Source organism: Actinomadura sp. 7K507 (assembly GCF_004348425.1).
Lineage (GTDB): Bacteria > Actinomycetota > Actinomycetes > Streptosporangiales > Streptosporangiaceae > Spirillospora.
Genome location: NZ_SMKK01000005.1, coordinates 18,362 through 36,546 on the forward strand (window position 1 = coordinate 18,362; position 18,185 = coordinate 36,546).

At 70.9% G+C, this 18,185-nt stretch carries 13 protein-coding genes; 4 read left to right on the top strand and 9 right to left on the bottom strand.

All coding sequences use genetic code 11. The annotated features are described in order from the left end of the window. Positions 1 to 57 precede the first annotated feature (57 nt). Complete coding sequence (locus tag E1285_RS02110; protein WP_132147277.1) at positions 58 to 375, top strand: hypothetical protein; 318 nt, start codon at positions 58 to 60, stop codon at positions 373 to 375. A gap of 68 nt (positions 376 to 443) precedes the next feature. Here the strand turns inward: E1285_RS02110 and E1285_RS46430 are convergent, their stop codons facing one another. Continuing rightward, positions 444 to 2,441 carry a DUF6398 domain-containing protein gene (locus tag E1285_RS46430; protein ID WP_207946352.1) on the bottom strand — a complete coding sequence of 666 codons (1,998 nt, stop codon included), beginning with the start codon at positions 2,439 to 2,441 and terminating at the stop codon, positions 444 to 446. A 106-nt stretch (positions 2,442 to 2,547) separates the two neighbouring features. Here E1285_RS46430 and E1285_RS02120 point away from each other — a divergent pair, with 106 nt between their 5' ends. After that, entirely contained in the window at positions 2,548 to 3,399 is an 852-nt protein-coding gene (locus E1285_RS02120) for an LLM class flavin-dependent oxidoreductase (protein ID WP_132147280.1), read from the top strand. On the opposite strand, the gene E1285_RS02125 is transcribed toward E1285_RS02120, so the two are convergent. Beyond that, positions 3,394 to 4,641: a hypothetical protein gene (locus E1285_RS02125; RefSeq protein WP_132147283.1), complete on the bottom strand. Its 1,248-nt coding sequence runs from the start codon at positions 4,639 to 4,641 to the stop codon at positions 3,394 to 3,396. The genes E1285_RS02120 and E1285_RS02125 overlap by 6 nt on opposite strands. 265 nt (positions 4,642 to 4,906) lie before the next feature. Between E1285_RS02125 and E1285_RS02130 the strand changes: the two genes are divergently transcribed. Further along, a complete protein-coding gene (locus tag E1285_RS02130; protein WP_132147286.1) occupies positions 4,907 to 7,585 on the top strand; it encodes an ATP-binding domain-containing protein in 2,679 nt (892 codons plus the stop codon). 25 nt (positions 7,586 to 7,610) lie between these two features. Here the strand turns inward: E1285_RS02130 and E1285_RS02135 are convergent, their stop codons facing one another. From E1285_RS02135 to E1285_RS02165, 7 genes are all read right to left on the bottom strand, one after another. After that, positions 7,611 to 8,447, bottom strand: a complete 837-nt coding sequence (locus E1285_RS02135) for a nuclear transport factor 2 family protein (RefSeq protein WP_132147290.1) — start codon at positions 8,445 to 8,447, stop codon at positions 7,611 to 7,613. 59 nt (positions 8,448 to 8,506) lie between these two features. Continuing rightward, on the bottom strand, positions 8,507 to 9,508 hold the full coding sequence (locus E1285_RS02140) for a sigma-70 family RNA polymerase sigma factor (protein ID WP_132147293.1): 1,002 nt from the start codon (positions 9,506 to 9,508) through the stop codon (positions 8,507 to 8,509). Positions 9,509 to 9,532: 24 nt separating this feature from the next. Continuing rightward, the gene (locus tag E1285_RS02145; protein ID WP_132147296.1) at positions 9,533 to 10,003 is read right to left on the bottom strand and encodes a hypothetical protein; all 471 of its coding nucleotides are present in this window, start codon (positions 10,001 to 10,003) and stop codon (positions 9,533 to 9,535) included. Positions 10,004 to 10,084: 81 nt separating this feature from the next. After that, positions 10,085 to 11,236, bottom strand: a complete 1,152-nt coding sequence (locus E1285_RS02150) for an RNA-guided endonuclease TnpB family protein (RefSeq protein WP_132147299.1) — start codon at positions 11,234 to 11,236, stop codon at positions 10,085 to 10,087. A gap of 427 nt (positions 11,237 to 11,663) precedes the next feature. Further along, entirely contained in the window at positions 11,664 to 12,827 is a 1,164-nt protein-coding gene (locus E1285_RS02155) for a hypothetical protein (protein WP_132147302.1), read from the bottom strand. Continuing rightward, on the bottom strand, positions 12,824 to 15,763 hold the full coding sequence (locus E1285_RS02160; RefSeq protein ID WP_132147305.1) for an AAA domain-containing protein: 2,940 nt from the start codon (positions 15,761 to 15,763) through the stop codon (positions 12,824 to 12,826). The genes E1285_RS02155 and E1285_RS02160 overlap by 4 nt, the downstream gene beginning before the upstream one ends. Positions 15,764 to 15,798: 35 nt before the next feature. Continuing rightward, complete coding sequence (locus tag E1285_RS02165) at positions 15,799 to 17,058, bottom strand: hypothetical protein (protein WP_132147309.1); 1,260 nt, start codon at positions 17,056 to 17,058, stop codon at positions 15,799 to 15,801. A gap of 135 nt (positions 17,059 to 17,193) precedes the next feature. Here E1285_RS02165 and E1285_RS02170 point away from each other — a divergent pair, with 135 nt between their 5' ends. After that, positions 17,194 to 18,171, top strand: a complete 978-nt coding sequence (locus tag E1285_RS02170; protein ID WP_207946353.1) for an RNA polymerase subunit sigma-70 — start codon at positions 17,194 to 17,196, stop codon at positions 18,169 to 18,171. Positions 18,172 to 18,185 lie beyond the last annotated feature (14 nt).

Here is an 18,185-nt window from a genome sequence, read left to right on the forward strand (position 1 = left end):
TGCCCCGCCGACCACGTCCGCGCGGACGTTGAGTTACGAGCCGCCGCCACCACCGTTGTGATCGAACTCCAGCGGGCGGCCACGGAGGTGATCCGCCAGGACGAGGTGCGGCGTGACGCCGTCCTCGACTCGGCCGCTAAAGCCACGTCGCGGCTCAGCGACGCCACTGTGGCCGAGTTGCCCGGATTGTCCGAGGACGTGGTTCGCGAACTCCGGATAGGCAAAGGCTCATGGAAGACCGCGTACGTGAGACAGCTGCTGCGTCGCCGTCCAGCCTGGTCCATCGCCGAAGAGGCCGCATGGACCGAGGCAGCGCGGCGTCGGAAGAAGAGAGAGACCCGCAAGCGGCAAAGGAAAAAGCACAAGCCTGGATGAACTTCCACCCCCTGCGGGAAGGCCCGCCCGGAGTAGTGACCAATGGGCCGCCGGGCTCTTGGCTGAGATCAGATTCTGAGAAGTTCCGCTTGTTCGTCGGCGATCTCCGCGAGGGCCTTCCTGGCGGGTTCCGGGAGGTCCTGGCGGGCCGCCGCCCAGCGGGTCCAGGCGGGCAGGACGTCCCCGATGGACGACAGGGCGGGGATCAAGGTGAGATGGTCCAGTTTCGCGGGGCTCACTCTCAGGGGCCTGCCGAGGTCGTGGTCGCAGCCGTAGTCGATGATTCCCCGGACGATGCCGGGCGGCAGGCCCGGATTGTCTTCGAGGAAGGCGTCGACAAGGCGCTGCCGGGCCTCGTCATCGTGCACCGGAGACGGTTCGAGGACGCCTCCGGCCGGCAGGGCTCGGACCCGGCTCAGGGCGAGCGCGCGGCCGCTCGCGAAATCCTCGCTCACCGGCGCGGAATCGGTGGTGTCGGCGAAGGCGGTTTCGAGCAAGGCGCGCGCGATGGCGGGGTCGACGGGCTCGAAGACCGTGGCCGGGTCGCGGGACTGCTGCGCCTTGACCTCGCTGAGCAGCAGGTCCGGCTGATCGGCGATGTAGGCGTCCTTGACGATCCGGCCGAGAGAGTCGTCCACCAGGACGCAGAGGGTGTGCTCGGCACCGCCATAGGCGAAGCCGCAGAAGATCGAGCGCTGGTCCCCGTAGATGTCGTGGTAGCTCCAGCACTCGCCAGCACGGACGCGGCCGATCGTGTCCGCCCAGACCGGGTCCGGGACGCCGGCGGCCGACAGTTCGCCGGCGGACGCGGACGCGCGGCCGTCGAACGGCGGCGGTGCGAGGACGGCGAGGGCGCGCAGGATGGCCAGCGCCTGCGGGGTACGGCGCCCGGCGGCACGTTCGATGAGCCCGCCGCAGAAGACCTCGTCCACGTCGGCGTCGACGAGTTCCTGCCCCCACCAGGCGCCCATCATCTCGGAGAAGAACATCTCGGGTTGGAGGGGGTCGGGGTCATCCAGGAGTTCTTCAGGGACTGCGTCGATCATCGAGTCGAGCAGATCTTCGAGGGGTATCGGCTCGGGTTCGGGGCCCGACAGCAGGCGGAGCAGTTCGGCGGCCTCCCCGAGGGGATGGGCCCCGAGGCCGGGGTGGGCGAACTCCGGGTCGAACGTCTCGATTTCGAGGATCTCCAGGACGCGTGACGCCTTGTTCTGCATCGTCGTTCTCTTGACGTCGAGCAGAGTGGAGATCTCGTAGGCGGACATGTGCAGCGGGTTCGTCCCGTCGCCGAGGAAGTTGACGCGCCCCATCGCGTACACGATGCCCGCGGCCCAGATGCTCAGGTCGCCCCGCGCGAGAGGGCTCGGACGCTTGCGGGCCAGCGCCGCCGCGGCCTTACGGCACAGCTCGGCGAACCCGATGTCGAGGTGGTCCAGGCAGAACGCGTCGGTGGCGCTGACGATGCCGGACGCCTTCGCGCGCAGGGCCTTGGGAATCCGCTCGTCCGTGAGCCATTCGTCGATGCCCGTGAGCTCCGGGTCGCGGAGCCCGCGGTCCGCCGCTTCGACGTCGAAGGCCGCCGGGTCGTGGCCCCCGTCCGTCCACTCCATGTAGTGCTCGTGTTCTTCGTGCGAGGGGTCGGCCAGGGCTTCCAGCAGCAGCGGGTAGCCGTACGCGCCTCCGCAGTCCTCGGGCGGGCATGCGCCGGCTCCGCCGGTCAGCCGCGGATATCGGGTGCCGGGGTCGGCGGCGAAGGTCTCTTCGACGACGATGTCGTGGCGACAGTTGTCACCGAAGTCGTAGATGTACGCGAAGCGGGGCGCGACGTCGTCGAGGGTCACGCGCGCCGCGTCCAGGATCTCCGACTCGGGGTCGGGTTCACCGAAACGTCCCTTCGGCGTCTCGAAAACGTGCAGGTGATAGCCCAGCTCCCAGCCCATCGCCTTCTGGACGACGCCGTACAGGTCGGCGAGCGTGGTGTCGGCGGCCACCTCGACGGCCCGCCAGACCGGGACGGGCATGTCCAGCAACGTGATCTTGATCCGGTGAATACGCACGCCCCTCATGCTCTCGCACCTCCCCGGCCACGCGAAGGGCGTTCCGGCTCGTCGGGCGCCTGGCCGGTCGTGGTCGTTTTCCGGCCGGCGGCGATCGAGTGATTAGTCTTCGCGCATGCGCTATGGAGTGTGCGTGCCCAACATCGGGGAGTTCGCCGAACCGCGCCAGGTGGCCGGACTGGCGCGGCGGGCCGAGGAGGCCGGCTGGGACGGGTTCTTCGTCTGGGACCACGTGGTCTTCCCCTTCGGCGCGCTGGAGGTCGGCGACCCCTGGGTGCTGCTGACGCTGGTGGCCGCGGAGACCGAACGGATCAGGTTCGGGCCGCTGGTCACGGCGGCGGCGCGACGCCGTCCCGGGGTGCTGGCGCGGCAGACCACGTCCCTGGACCGCCTCTCGGGCGGACGGCTGGTGTTCGGTGCGGGACTGGGGTTCACGCTGGAGGCCGAGTTCGGCACCTGGGGCGAGCCGGTGGAGCCGGCGCAGGTGGCGGGCCGGCTCGACGAGAGCCTGGCGGTACTGGAGCTGCTGTGGTCGGGAGAGAAGGTGGACTTTCACGGCGAGTACGTCACCGCCGCGGACGTGACGTTCCAGCCGACCCCGGTCCAGCGTCCGCGCCCCCCGGTCTGGATCGGCTGCAACTGGCCGAACCGGCGGCCCCTGGACCGGGCGGCCCGCTGGGACGGCGTCGCGCCGATGATGATCAGCCCGGCGGACGGCTCCTGGGACCCGACCCCCGAAGCGGTCACCGAACTCGTCACCGGTGTCGGCAAGCGGCGCGACGGCACCGGCCCGTTCGACGTGGTGATCACCGGCCGGACCCCGGCGGAACGTCCCGGCGAGGCCCGCACGACCGTCGAGGCCATCGGCGCGGCCGGCGCGACCTGGTGGCTGGAGGGCTTCCGGCCCCAGCCCGGCGAGTACGGAGACGCCCTGCGGCGAATCGAGGCGGGCCCACCCCGCTCATAGCGGTCGATACCGCAAGATGAGCCTGGTCGTTCGAGATCCGCGTTCCGAGACCATTTCCACGATCGCCCATGTGTCGGGGTGGCCGGGCACGTTCGCCAGGGCCTCGAACCTCAGGGTCGAACCCGCTGGAGCCGGGAGCGGGACGCGGCTCCAGCGCCCGGCGGAATGGTGAAGGATGTAGCGCCCGGACGTCGCGACCCAGACGCCGCCGCGGCCGTCGGGTGTCACGTGCGTGAGCCCGATCCCCTTCAGGCCGAGCGTTGTACGTTGCCACTGGCGGCCGTTCCAGTGAAGAACGAAATCACTGTAGTAATAGCGCGGCTTTTCGCCATAACCGCGCTGGACGTTCCCGACGGCCCAGACGCTGTTCGAAGTGACCGGGGCAATACCGTGGATCCACGGTCCGGTTTTCCTGGGGCCGACTCCCGGCCTGTTCTCGTTGGTCGTTTCCTTGGAAAGCCGGGGAACGGGGGTCGGTTCCCAGTACTTGCCCTGCCGGCGGCGGATCGTATTGTCGTTCCAGAGCCCCCAGATATCCCCGGCGGAGCCGACGGCCAGTTCGTCGGGCGGGGAAGGTGCCGGCATGTCGCGCCAATGGCGGCCGTCCCATTTTTTGAGGAAGTCCTCCCCTGAGGCCAGCAGTTGATCGCCGTCCAGCACCGCGACGTCCCGCAGACCTGTCCGCCCGGTGGACGACAGCACCGTGGACTTCCAGCGCCCCCGGTTCCAGCACCACGCCTGCACCCGTTTCCAGGTGGAGCCGAAGATCCATCGCCGGCACTCCGAGCGGCCGGCTTCCGGCAGCACCCGGACGGACTTCCGCGTATAGGAAGCACGGCGCGGCCCCTGATCGTAGGACCAGCGCTCACCGTCCCACCGGAGCAGCACGCTCGACCAGGGGCCCTCCCCGGCCGCCCACGCCTCCCCGGAGGGCAGGCCGGCGATGCCGGTGAGCCAGAGATGCTCGCCGGGGGGCTGAGAATTATCGACACGTTCAGCGCGGGTGACCTGCCACCGCCCGCCGGAGTCGTCGATCGGCAGCCCGGCCCAGTCCTCGGCCACATCCCAGCCCCGCTCGGCGCACGCGGCCACGGAAACGGCTATGACCAGGCCGCACGCCGCAACGCGCGAGCGGTCGGACCGCCTAGCGGACGGCCGCACCGAAGGCCACCAGTTCACCCGGGCGAACCCGATCGTGTCCATGCCCGCCCGTTCCCCGACGTCGGTGTTGGCGCCGCTCACCGAAGGGACCGGCCACACGGGGGTACGGCGCCGCAGAACCCGGCACCGTGAAACCGGCGAGCTCGCTAGTCATCCGCGAAGTCTAGAACGCTTGATCCACAGGTACTGGATCTTGCTTGCGGCCGCCCGGAGCCGGACGTGACCGGCCTCGGCGGGATGGCAACCGGTGGCCGGGGATAGGCGTCCCACCAGGCACAGAGAGCAGCTCCCAGCACATCGAGCACATTCGCCGTCAGTGGCGGGCGGGGATGACAGGAGCCACGATTTGACCGATCGCAAGGCAACGCTCGCGGAGGAGCAGCGCGCCGTCGACTACGCCTACGCGTGCTATGAGCGGAGGTTCGCGACCAACCGCGAGACGTTCAGGCCCTCGGAGATCACCGACTCGCGGGCGGGCACCGCGTTCATCCGGGACGTGGCGCCCGAGGTGCGGTTCGAGGGCGACCTCGGCGGCGAGGCCCTGGTGATCGCGCGCGTGGACGTCGACGAGGACGGCGAGTCCGGGACCTGGTACATCGGGCGCCGCAACGTCCGCGACGAGTCCCACGACACGTTCGTCGTCAGCTGGCAGACGCCGATGGCGACCGAGTGGATGCTGCGGCGCCCGGACGCCCCCGGCGGGATGCGGCTGCGGCGCCGGCTCCGCTGCGAACGCGACAAGGTCAAGGACTACCGCGATGAGATCAAGGCAGCACCCCCTGCCGCCCGGCCACCCCAGCCTGCCGTGACTCCCTCGCCCGCTGTGGCTCCTCCGGCTGCCGAGGACGAGCCCGCCGCGGCGGGCGAGGCGGCCGCGGAACAGCCGGCGGCCTCGCCCGCCGACGGGCTGAAGGACTTCCTTCTCGAAGACCTTGAACGGGCCCGCGACGGGCACATGCGCGACATCGTCGAGACGATCCAGCGGGAGCAGCTGCTGCTGGTGTCCGACGAGCGCAAGGGCGTCCTCATCGTCCAGGGCGGGCCCGGCACCGGGAAGACGGCCGTCGGGCTCCACCGCATGTCGTGGCTGCTTTACAACCGCCACTTCAAGACGGGCGAGGTACTGGTCGTCGGCCCGCACCCCGGGTTCCTGCGCTACGTGCGCGGCGTCCTCCCCCGCCTCGGCACCCGCGACGTGACCGCGGTCGAGCTGAACAGGCTGTGGGACGAACCGCGCGGCGCCGAGCCCCTCGCCGCGCGGCTGGTCAAGTCAGACGCCCGGATGGCCGAGGTCCTGCGGCGGGCCGTGGCGGGCATCCCGCGATCCCGCGTGATCGGCAGGCTGCGCGAGGACTCCTTCAGCTTCGTCTTCGAGGGCGTCCGGCTGGCGGTGCCGGGCGAGACGCTGCGCGGATTCATGGACGGCGACGAGCACGCGCCGTTCGCGTCCCGCAAGCGCGGATTCGCCGCCCGCCTGGTCGACCACCTGATGAACCTTCACGCGGAGGAGATGCCGCGCCGCACCGACACGGACGTCCGCCACAGGGTCGCACGGGACCCCGAGGTCGCCGGGCTGGTGAACAAGATCTGGCCGAACGTCACCGCCGAGAGCGTCCTGCGCGGTCTGCTCGGCGACCCGGCCGTGCTGAGGGCGGCCTCCGACGGGGTGCTCACCCAGGAGGAGCAGGCGGCGATCGCGCGACCGCCCGCCGCCCGCGTCGGCGAGGAGCCCTGGTCACGCGAGGACCGGGTCTGCCTGGAGGAACTCCGCGTCCTCCTGAACGGCGAAGGCCCGCCGCGCTACCGGCACATCATGGTGGACGAGGCGCAGGACCTCACGCCGATGCAGGCGCGGTCGCTGGCGCGGCGCTGCCCGGCCGGGTCCATGACCGTCCTCGGCGACCTCGCGCAGGCGACCGGCGACCACACCTACCAGGACTGGTCCGTGCTCGGCGCGGCGCTCGCGGGCGAGGACGGCTGGCACCTGGAGGAGCTGACCGTCGGGTACCGCGTCCCACGGGAGGTCATGGAGTTCGCGGAGGTGCTCGGCCGCACCGTCTCCCCGCAGGCGGCGTTCCCCCGTTCGATCCGGCCGGTCGGCCCGGACGCGATCACGATGGTCCCGGTGGCCGCGTCCGCCCTGCGGGACGAGGTGCTCGCACGGGCGCAGGCCCTCGTCTCACCTGGCGACGACCGGTCCGTCGCGGTGATCGTCCCGGAGGCGTGGCGGGACGAGGTGCCGTCGGCCCGTGCGTCGCTCCCCGAGGGCCGCGCCACCGTTCTGACGGTCGCGGAGGCCAAAGGCCTGGAGTTCGACCACGTCGTCCTGGCGGAGCCCGCCGAGATCGCCGCGGTGAACCCCGGCGGCCCCGGCCTGCTCTACGTCGCGATCACGCGGTGCACCCGGTCGCTGGTGATCGTGCACGCCGCGGCCATCCCTCCGGTGCTGCTCCCCGCGACCGACGATCCAGAGGAAGGCGATCTCGTGATCGACGCATCCGCACCTCCGGCCGAACCCGGCGATCCCTCGTCCGACACGGGTTTCGAGGCGTTCATCGCGGACCTGGAAGCCATGGTGCGGGAGGAACGGCGCAGCACCGTCCATGAGGGCGTCCGGCATGCGCTGATCTCCGAGCTCTACACCGCCGGCCTCGTCCCCGTCGTGGACTCCCCCACCGCCGACGTGATCTGCGACGGCACCGGCGGCAAGGTCCTTTACGAGGTGCTCGGCGAGGGCGGCAACACCTACCGGCGCATGCGGGACGCGGTCCTGCGCATCCTGGAGGTGCAGCACGCCGAAGGCGAGCCGGCCGACCACCGCTTCCTCGTCCTTCCCGAGCCGCCGGCCGAACCCTGGGCCCCGGAGGTCCTCACCGAGGCGTTCGGCATGTCGGTGATCTGGCGCGCCGAGGGCCGCTGGATCGGAGGGAACGTCGACCTCGCCCTCGGCCGCGCCAAGTCACGATCACAGGATGCCGCCCGGTCAGCGGGTGAGACGGCTGAGCGCCCGGCCGCAGCCCGTTGAGGAGGCTTGACCCCGATCCGGGCTCTTATGGGTGCAGGTTGGGCTTTGCTTCGCCGGTGGACGGGTCGTAGGGGAGGGAGACGTGCTGGTGAATCATCAGCCAGGCGCCGTCCCTGCGCTGGAACACCCGGGTGCCGCGTGACCAGCTGTCCGCCGCGGGTTTGCCGGGCTCTGTGACCTGCACGTGGTTGAGGCCCCAGGCCACCGCGAGGTCGTCGCGCACCAGGATCGTGAGATCGGGGATGTCCAGGCTGACCCGGGTGTCACCGGCCGCGTCCAGGTTGCGGGCGCAGGACTCCCGCACGGCCTGGACGCCGGTGTACTGCAGCGGCTCCTCGTGCTCGTAGGAGACCACATCGTCGGCGATGCCCGCCATCAGGGCGTCCAGATCCTTCGCCGCGGTGCCCCGGGAACAGTCCTCGTGCACCCGGCGCACCTCCTCCTCACCGGACGCGGCCGGCTCCGGAGAGACGTGCGGGAACGAATGGTGCTCGTGGACGACGACCCAGCGGCCTTCCTCCTTGCGCAGACCGAGGGTCAGGCGCAGGCGGTTGTCAGGGTCGGCCGTGAACTCCTCCTTGGTGCCGCAACGCAGCAGTGCGTAGGCGAAGGCGACGTCGTCACCTGCGATGACGTCCAGCGACTCGATGTCGAACGTGGCGCCCTGCGACTGCCACTCGAAGAAGGGCGGCCACGTCCGGCGGTAGGCGCCGAGGCCGCGCACTCCCTCGTACGGCGGCGGGACGTCGAACATGACGATGTCCTCGGCGTGGTCCTGGAGGACCCGGTCCATGTCGCCGATGTGCACCGCCTCTGCCCAGCGGTCGATCAGCGCGCGGATCTGCTCCTGGTCGGTCTGCATGTCGTGTCCTTCCGGCTCGGTTCGTCCGTCGGGACTACAACCCGGGCCGGGCCGCGAAATCATCGCTGCGGGCCGGGCAATTCCATGGGGAGGCCGAAACTTGAGAAATCGGCGTCCAGGAAGGACACGACCTCGGCGATCCGGGTGTCGCGCAGGACGAGCAGGTCGAGGCCCGCCGGGACGTACGCCGCTCTGGCGTCGTCCCACATGTAGGTGCCGAAGGCCAGTTGCCCGTTCGCCTGCGCCGGCACGAAACGCCAGCGGTCGCGGAGCGGGCCCTCGACCAGGAAGGCGCGGATGCCCGCATGCCCCTCGTACCAGGCGGCCATGGGCGGCATCGAGTACTTGGCGTCCTCGGCGAGCATCGCCACGATGGAGTCGACGTCCTGCGCCTCCCAGGCCGCCATGTACCGGCGGACCAGCTCCCGCTGCGCGGCCTCCCCGATCGCCTCCAGCGTGCGCTGCTGGCTGATGCCGGGGACGGCCTTCCGCGCCCGCTGCAACGCGCTGTTGACCGCGGCCTGCGTCGTCTCCAGCACCTCGGCGGCCTCGCGGGCGGGGTATCCGAGCACGTCGCAGAGGAGCAGAGCGGCCCGCTGCGAGGCCGAAAGGTGCTGCAGGGCGGCGACGAAGGCGATCTCCACGCTCTCCCGTGCGAGGACGCGGGCCTCCGGGCCGAGGTCGTCCGTCCAGGCCATCCAACGCCCGGGATACGGCTCCACCCAGGCCGTCTCGACCGCCGGCGCCCCCGCCGGGCTCATGTCGGTGGGCAGCTCCCGCCGCCCGCGCCGTTCGATCAGCGTCAGCGCCCGATTCGTCGCGATCTTGTAGAGCCAGGGCCGGACCGATCCCCGGTCCTCGTACCCGCCCAGCCCCCGCCAGGCCCGGCCGAGGGTGTCCTGGACGGCGTCCTCCGCGTCGTGGACCGAGGCGAGCATCCGGTAGCAGTGCGCCCGCAGCTCGTCCCGGAACGGCTCGACCAGCTGCCCGAACGCCTCCCGGTTCCCGGCGCGGGCGGCTAGGAGCAACTCGGCTTCGGCAGGCCTCTCCCCCTGGTCCATGCCGTGCACGGTACCGCCCGCTTCTCAGCGGGGTTCGCGGGGCACGCCAAGGGCGCCCAGAGTTACCGGTTCGCCGGTTTCCTGGTCGAACGCGTCGTACATGAGGCCCGCCGGCGAGGCTACGCGCAGGACGTCCCGGAGGGCGGCCACGCTCATGTCGGCGAGTGCGCCGTGGTCGGCTTTCGGGTCGCTGAAACGGTCCGTGGACCAGTTCGGCAGTTGCCCGACGGACCACCTCGACCCGCGGGGCTTGTCCCACCCGGCTGCGCTCAGCCGCCGCTCGTCGTCCTTGGAGAGCCGGCGGTGCTTCGGCAGGGACTTGTTGCTCGCCACCTCGGCCCACGTCCCGCCGCCGTCGCCGCCGCAGATGTACTGCACCATGCACCCCGGCTCGGACGCGTCCATCACCACCAATATGACCGGCCGCTCCCCTGGGGCGAGTTCGGCCAGCACGCGGCCGAGTCGTGTGGAGAAGTCCGGCCAATCCTGCGACATACCTGGCTCCCGTACGGGTCAGCTTCTCGGCCCTGAAGGGCCGAGCTTGCAACTCTAACCGGCGTACCTGGCGGGTACGGGTCAGGCCGCGTCGTCGGCAGCGTGACTCACTGCCCAGCCCGCTGCGCCGCGTGCGGCGATGTTGCGGGCTGCGTTGACGTCGGCGTGCTCAGCGAAGCCGCACGACGTGCACCGGAAAGTAGCTTGGTCGGGGCGGTTGTTCTTGTCGATGTGGCCGCACGCCGAGCACCCCTGCGAGGTGTGCCGCGGGTCCACATGGACGACCGGGACGCCGGCGCGTTCGGCTTTGTAGGCGATGAACGCGCCGAGTTGGGCGAAACTCCAGGCGTGCAGGGTGACCCGCTGGGGCTTGCGTAGCCGGACCCGCGCGCGGATGCCGCCCAGGTCTTCCAGGGCGATCCCGCGTGTGGTGCGTTGAGCCTCGGTCACGATCTGCTTGGAGATGCGGTGGTTGGTGTCGGCCGCGAAACGCGCCTCACGGCCCGACAGATGGCGCAGCAGCCGCTTGGCGGACTTGGTGCCCTTGCCCTGCAGCCTTCGGCGGAGCCGGCGGTTGCGGTGCCGCACCTGGTTGATGTGCTTGCCGCAGTGGACGGTGCCGTCGGATGTGGTGGCGATGTTGGCGATGCCCAGGTCCACCCCTGTGAACCCGTCCGGGACGTACTGCTCGGCTGGGGGAACCTCGCAGGTGGCGTACAGGTAGAAGCAGCCGCCCCGCCACACCAGGTCCGACTCGCCCCGCCGGTACGCGGCCAGCATCGCCGCCTGCTCGGCCGAACACGCGAAGGCCAGGTCTTTGAGCCTACCGCGCACCGTCCAGATGCTCACGGTCCGTTCCTGGATCCGCCACGACAGCGACCGGTCGTCGAACGGCTGCGCAGCGTCCTTACGGAACCGCACCGGGGCGTTCTCCACCCGGGCGCGGCGCCGTGAACCTGGCGGCCCGTAGTTGCCCGCCTTCAAGTTCTGCGCCAGCGTCGCGTAGGCCCCCGCCACCTTGCGGACGCAGTGGATCGCCGGCTGCGCAGACAGGCCCATCGCCTTCAACTCGCCGTACACCAGCCGCTGCAGCGCCGTCTTGCCCGTCACACCGGTGGCGTGCGCCCGCCGGGAGGCGTGACCGGCGGCCCGGTTGCACAGCTTCAGCGTTTCCCGCAACGCCTCCGCCGTGGCGGCGTCGGGCAGCAGTTTGACCTGGACCACCAGCTTCACACCCGCACCATAACAGTATGTGACTCTGCCGTTACGGCGAGTTTCGGATCCTCTTGTCAAGCGCGGCTTGATGCGGCGTTCACCCTGCATAGCCAGCTTGTCTTCGCGGTCAAGGACCGTGATCACATCGACCAGCAAGAACCCGGACTCACGTCCGGGCTCTGGGCAGGGAAGCGATTCCTCCCGGCCGTGAACGACCGGGATTCCTAATGAGAGCCAGCGAGTCGCCATCCGGCAGACTCGGTGCCTGGTAGCCGCCGGCAGGTGAGCACTTTTGGTTCCTGGACCCCCCAGATTCCTGTAGCGAGATCGTGCCCTCAAAGCTCTTGGGATGTCTCGCTAGAAGCCCGTTGAACACCACTGGACGGTGCGGTGGGTGGAGTCACCGCCATCATGGCACCGGCCATTCCCCGCAGTCGAAGGGTGATTAAAAGGGCAGGGGGCCCTGCCTGATTTTGTGGGCGTGAACGCGGAGGTCGTCGAGGGTGAGGGCCGTTGCCAGTTGGGTGCTGAGGCGGGACAGGAACGCTTCCGCCTCTGTGGCTTCGATCGTGCGGGAGGCGGTAACGCGGGTCAGGGCGCGTTCCAGGGCGGCCTCGCGGCGCAGATCCTCGTCGTCGCACCACAGTTGCAGGACGTGGTTGCGGGGCGTCACGTAGGAGCCGACCCGGGTCAGGGCGAAGGTGCCCTTGGGGCTGCCCGGTGCGGGACGGATGGCGAAGCGTGAGGCAGGGAGGGTGAGGCGCAGGGTCTCGCCTGTCGTCCAGTCGAGGTGTGCTGGGTCGATGTCGCGTTCGGCCAGCCAGTCTTCGAACTCGGCGCGCACGTCGTCGGTGTCGCCTGCGTCCAGGGTGGTGGTAAGGGCCGGCCAGTGGAGGCAAATGCGTTCGAGGTGTTCGTCGCGCGTTTCGGCAACGGCGGAGTAGGTGAGGAAGGACGGCCCCTGGTCGGTCTGGGTCCGGATCGCGTAGCAGGGGAGGTAGGCCAGCCCGGTTGAGTGGGACGTCACCTCGCGGAGTTCGTCCGGAACGTTGAAGTCCTGGCGGTCCGGGCGGGACGCGAGATGGTGCAGGGAGTCGTCCCGGAAAGCGCAGGCGTGGCTCATGAGGCGGTGCCACTTCTGTTCAGCGGCCTGGGCGGTATCCCAGACGACGACTCTGCGCCCGTAGTAGGCGGCGGGGAGGGGTTCGCCCAGGACGCCGTCGAAGTAGAGCTTCTGGCGGTCGCGTTTGGAGACGTAGCGGGTGCCGTCGCGGACGGAGCGGGCGCCGAGGTCGGTCAGGGCCAGGGTGCCGTCAGGGCGGGAGACGACGTGGCCGATGCCGCCCAGGAAGCGCAGGACGCGGTCCACCATCGCCTCGTCCAGGCCGAGGAAGCCCGCGATGTCCGGGACGGTGTCAAGCCGGGCCTCGGCGATCGCGCGGCCGGCGAAGCGGTCGAGCAACTCGTAGGGCTCGCGGGCCTCTACGACGGAGTCGATCTCGACGGCGAACAGCGGGAGCGCTATCCGGTGCAGGCGCACTGGCCGGAGACCAGGCATGAGCGCGACGTCCTCCAAGGCGCGGGCCGGGTCGTAGAGCGGTTCTCTCACCGTTCCCCCTCCCGGGCGATCAGGGATTGGATCTCGCGGACGTCGTGCATGTCCCCGCTGGTTCGGACATGGTCGAGCAGTGCCCCGGCCATGGCGCGGAAGGCGGGGTCGCGGGCCTGGGTCAGGGTCGCGGTGTCGCCCACCAGGATCAGCAGCCTGCGGGGGCGGGAGAACGCGACGTTGGCGCGGCGCAGTTCGTTGAGGAAGCCAACGCCACCGGTGGCGTTGCTGCGGGTGAATCCGAAGACGATGAGGTCGCGTTCACCGCCCTGGAAGGAGTCGACGGTGCCGACCCCGGCGGCGGCCGCCTCCTCGTCGGCGAGGCGTCCGGCGAGCATCTCGGTGACCAGGCCGACCTGCGCCTGGTAGGGAAGGATGGCCGCCCAGTCGGCGACCGTCCCGTGGTAGTGGGCAATGAGGTCGGAGATGACGCCCGCCTCGGTGTCGTTGGCGTAGCCCTTGTCGGCCCAGCGTTCGCCGGGGCGGGGGGCGCGCTCGTGACGCGTGCGCTGAGGAAGGCGGGCGGTGTCGACGAACACCAGCGGAGAGGCGAACAGGGCGTCGCGGTGCGGGCGTTCGACGGCCGACTCCAGGAAGCCGCCGTAGAAGTGCTGGGAAACGAACCGCGCGATGACCGGCGGCATCCGTCGCTGGTAGCGCAGGATCTCGCGGTGCCCGTCCGGGACGCCGGGGAACAGCAGCTCGAACGCGCTTTTGGTGACGAGGTCGAGCGCGCGGGGGTCGTCGCGGGCGCGGCGTTCGACCTGCTGGTCGACGAACGGCGGGAGCTGGTTGTGGTCGCCGACCAGGACGGCGCGGCGTGCCCGCACCAGCGGGACGAGGACGTTCGGCGTGCTGATCTGCCCGGCCTCGTCGACGACGGCGAGGCCGAAGTCGAGCCCGCGGAGTTCGGGGCTTGTGGCGGCGCCGATGCACGTCGCCCCGATCACGTCGGCGTAGCGGGCCAGTTCCGGGTAGAGCTGCTCGGTGCGGCTGCCGAGGTGGGCGCGCCATTCGGTCAGCAGGTCCAGGCGGCGGCGCATCAGGTCGAGGGCATCGGCGGCCCGATCGCGGAACGCGTCGAGCGCCGTCAGGGAGGGGCCGGGCGCGGGCGGGACGGGGGCGCCCTTGATCAGGGCGCGCAGTTCTTCGGCGTCGTCGACGGCGGTCTGCGCGCGGTCGTGGGATCGGGTCCTCGCGTCGTCCAGTGCGCTGCGGAGCTTCAGGAGCTGGGGGGAGGTGGCGACGATCTGCCGGGCCTCGGCCTCGGCGCCGTCCCGGTCCCGGAGGACGGTGGCGAGCGCGTCCCGGATCTGCTCGCGTTCGGCGCGGGCCTGCCGGTGCTCGGCGGCGAGGCGGTTCACTCGTCTTCGCAGGAGGCGGCCGATGAGCGGGCGCCGGGCTCTGGCCGCGGCGCGGTCCCGGCTCCGTGTGAGGGCCTCCAGGTGCGCGTCGTGGCCGGCGAGCGCACCTTGGTGTTCGTCGGCGGCGGCGGTCAGGCGGCGTGCTCGCTCGTCCACCGTTGCGGTGAGCTGGGCGGACCGGTCGTCCAGGAGGCCGGCTCTGCGCCGTTCGGCCGCGTCCGCCTCGCGGAGCCCGGCGATGGAGGCGTCCAGCTGCCGCAGCCATGTGTCCGCCTCGCCCCGGCCCTTCCCGGCGGGCACGTAATCGCGGAGGGCGGGTTCGGTCCGGCGGAGGATCTCCCCCTGGAGCGTCGCCGCCTGCGCGTCCAGCGTCAGATGCTCGCAGCCGGGCGTGACGCCGTCTTCGCGGCCCACCCGCAGCACCACCATGTCGTCCGGTAGTTCTTGCAGGACGTTGTCGACCGCGCGATTGGTGTAGGAGGTGATCAGCACCCGCTCCCCTGACGCGGTGCAGGCTCGGGCGATCTCGGTGATGGTGCGGGTCTTGCCGGTACCCGGCGGGCCCAGGATCAGCCCGACGTCGGGGACCGCGACGGCCTTGCGGAACGCCGATATCTGGCTTTCATCCAGAGCACGGGCCGGCTCGGCCGCCGCCGGTGTGTAGGGGCGGAACCGGTGCCCCGCCAGGACGTCCAGCAGGTGGGGGTTGGCGGCCTCTCTGTCGCGCAGCATCCGGACGGCCTCCGCCTGCCGCTTGAAGGGGATGTCCGACGGCGACTCGGTGAAGGCGCCCACCTTCGGGATCGCGTCCAGGTCCACGGGGCGTTCGAAGCGGACGGTCATCAGGGTGCCGCGCAGCAGGTCGACCCGTCCGCGGAGGTCCGGTCGGTCGCGGACGTGCAGGCGGGTGCCGACGAGCGGGCGGCGGGTGCCGACGAGCTGGAAGTCGTGGATGCTCCGGGCGGACCTGCGGCGCGCGGCGGAGGCGTCCACCCGGCGGTAGGAGATCATGCCGTCGGTCTCGGTGGCGGCCAGCTCGGCGCGGCGGCCCTCTTCGATGACGGCGTCCAGGGCGTCGAGGAACTCCTCGTGGGGCTTCGGCATCGTGGCGGCGGATGGGGCCGGCGCGGTCGCGCCGGCGCCGGCCTGCCGCCACCGTTCGCGCAGGAAGTCCCATCCGGCGTCGTTGTCGACCGGGAGGTCCTGGATACGGTCGTGGTAGATCCACGCGGGTGTGCGGAGGCGTAACGCGCCCCGGACGATCTCGTCGTGGTGCTCGAAGCCCATCGGGTACGCGCCGCTGACCGAGTATCCGTTGCCGCGTCTGGTGACGTTCAGGGTCAGGACGTACCGGCCGTCGATGTAGAGCTTGAGGAAGTCTTCGCGCCCGTTGCGGCCGCGCTCCACCCGGGCGGGCACGGGACCTCTGGAGGCGACCTCGCGCAGGTCCCGGCGGATGCCGGGCAGGTCCGGGAGGCGCGGGTAGCGGTGGCGCTGCTCGGTCAGCCTCTCCACGAAGCGGAGCGATGAGACGAGATGAACCGGTCTCGGCAGGTCGACATGGTCGTGCACCGCGTCCTCCCTTGCGGCCGTCGTCGGGTGCGGGCTCAGTTCCGGTGCTGTCCGGGTGGCCGCGCGGGTCGGGGGTTGCGTAGTGCCGCCCGCAGATCGGCGGCGAACGTGCCGATTCCGGGCCTGCGTGTCGGGTCGGAGGCCAGGGCGTCCCGGAGAACCGGGTCGCAGGCGGGCGGGATGTCAGGGTTCAGGACGGACGGCGCCGCCTGCCGTTCACGACGGCCCGCCGGACGTCCGGTGATCAGCTCGAACAGGATCCGTGCCAGCCGGTGGACGTCGGCGGGCGGCCCCGGAACCGTCGTGCCCGCCGCCTGCTCGGGTGCGTGGTAGCGGTCGTCCCGCTCCCCCACCCGGGGCTCGGCGGCGGCGAGACCGAGGTCGCGGAGCATGAGCAGGCCCGGCCTCGGCATAAGGATCGTCCCGGGGCCCAGCGCGCGATGGGCCAGGCCGCGGTCGTGCAGGCTCCCGAGTGCCTCGCACAGGTGCGGGAGCGCGTCCACCAGCAAGATCAGCTCATCGCGTCCGGGGATCGGCCGCGTCCGGGTGAGCCTGCCGCGGACCGATACCGGGGACCGGATCTCCGTCACGAGCGTGATGGCCTCCGCCGTCATCTCCACGCCCAGGAGACGCGGCATGCCTGGGAGGACGGGGACTTCGACGAGCAGCTCGATCTCTTTCGCGAGCATGGCCCGCAGTTCTCCGGTGCCGGGAGACGCCTCCAAGCGGCGCACCCAGGCGTGGCCCTCCGTGGAGCCCTCGCCGTACGCGTGCCCCTGACACCAGGTCGAGCCGTCGTCGTGCAACACGGTCTCGTAGGCGCCTTCGACGTGGCCGGCGACATCCGGCGCGCGGCCCGCCTCGCCGCAGAGTCGGTACGGTTCGTCGTCCACCAGGACGACGTCGCCGGGGCCCGGGGGCGTCCGCTTCCGTTTCCCGCGGCTCTGCGCTTGGAGCGGTGGCCGCTGGTCCATGACGACCGTCCACGACTCGTGGTCGCGTTTCAGCCGGCGCAGTTTCTCAGACGGCCACAGCCAATCACCGGCGCCCTTATCGATGGTGCGGTGGTCCGACGGGCAGAGCAGCACCAGGTTGTCGATGCCGTCGATGTCCGCCGGACGGCCGGCGGCACCCCGGGGGCCGGCAGGGCTCTCCGCGACGATGTGCGCCGCCTCGGCGATGTTGTACTCGTCTCCCCCGGCCCCGGCGTCGATCACCAGAGACCGCTGGCACATCGCGCACCGGTGGCCGCCGCGTTTCAGTAACTCACGCCGGGTGGGAGTCGAGGCAGACACCCAGGAATCGTAACCAAACCACACCGGTTCGTTACAGTAAGGAAGAGATTGACCCCGCACGGGACGGGAGCCGCGGCCGGTTGCCGGGAGCTAGCCTTCGGGTGGGACGTCGCGGCCGGTCGATGGAGGTGGCTCGTGCGGGAAGGGGAGTTGGCGATCGAGGATCTGGAGGCTCTGCGCGTCCCGCTGTCCGGCTACTGCTACCGGCTCCTCGGCTCTTCGGCCGACACGGACGACGCGGTGCAGGAGACGCTGATCCGAGCATCGTCCAAGCGGGACCAGTACGACCCGGGCAGGGCCCGGTTGAGCACATGGGTGCATCGGATCGCCACCAATGTCTGCATCGACATGCTCCGGGCGGCGAAGCGGCGGGCCCTGGTCATGGACGTGGCGTCGGCCCAGAACTCGGATCTCGGTGCGCCGCTTCCGCCAGAGGCGTGGGTGGAGCCGATGCCCGACTCGCGGCTGCTGGGCGGCCAGGACCCCGGTGACGTGGTCCTGGGGCGGGAGACGGTCCGGCTGGCGTTCATCGCGGCGCTTCAACACCTCGCCCCCCGGCAGCGGGCCGTCCTGGTGCTGCGTGACGTCCTGGTGTTCACCGCCCAGGAGACCGCCGAGATCCTCGGCACCACGGTGCCCGCGGTGAACAGCGCGCTGCAGCGTGCACGGGCCACGCTGGACGCCGACCGGCCCGACCCTTTCGACACCTACGACCCCGAAGACGCCGGCCAGCGTGATCTGCTGCGCCGGTACGTGACCGCCTTCGAGACCCATGACATCGCCGGACTGACCGCGGTGATGCGTGAGGACGCGGTGGCGTCGATGCCGCCGTTCCAGTGGCGGCTGGAGGGCGCACGGAAGATCGCCGCGGTCATCGGGACCAGCGACTCCTGCGCGGGCGCGCGACTGGTGCCCTGCCGCATCAACGGTGCCCCGGGGTTCGGGCAGTACCGGCCCGGCGACGACGGCGTCCTTCGCCCGTTCGCGCTCGTATCGGTCGACATACGAGACGGACATATCGCCCACCTGGTGACTTTCCTCGGTACACAGCACAGGTTCGCCGAGTTCGGCCTCCCGGAGTCCCTCCGAGGTGCGGAGCAGGTCACCGTGTGACCGATGAGTCCTGG

Coding starts and splice junctions, on each gene's coding strand:
- E1285_RS46430 (WP_207946352.1), bottom strand. CDS start 2,441: ATGAGGGGCGTGCGTATTCACCGGATCAAGATCACGTTGCTGGACATG.
- E1285_RS02120 (WP_132147280.1), top strand. CDS start 2,548: ATGCGCTATGGAGTGTGCGTGCCCAACATCGGGGAGTTCGCCGAACCG.
- E1285_RS02135 (WP_132147290.1), bottom strand. CDS start 8,447: ATGCAGACCGACCAGGAGCAGATCCGCGCGCTGATCGACCGCTGGGCA.
- E1285_RS02140 (WP_132147293.1), bottom strand. CDS start 9,508: ATGGACCAGGGGGAGAGGCCTGCCGAAGCCGAGTTGCTCCTAGCCGCC.
- E1285_RS02145 (WP_132147296.1), bottom strand. CDS start 10,003: ATGTCGCAGGATTGGCCGGACTTCTCCACACGACTCGGCCGCGTGCTG.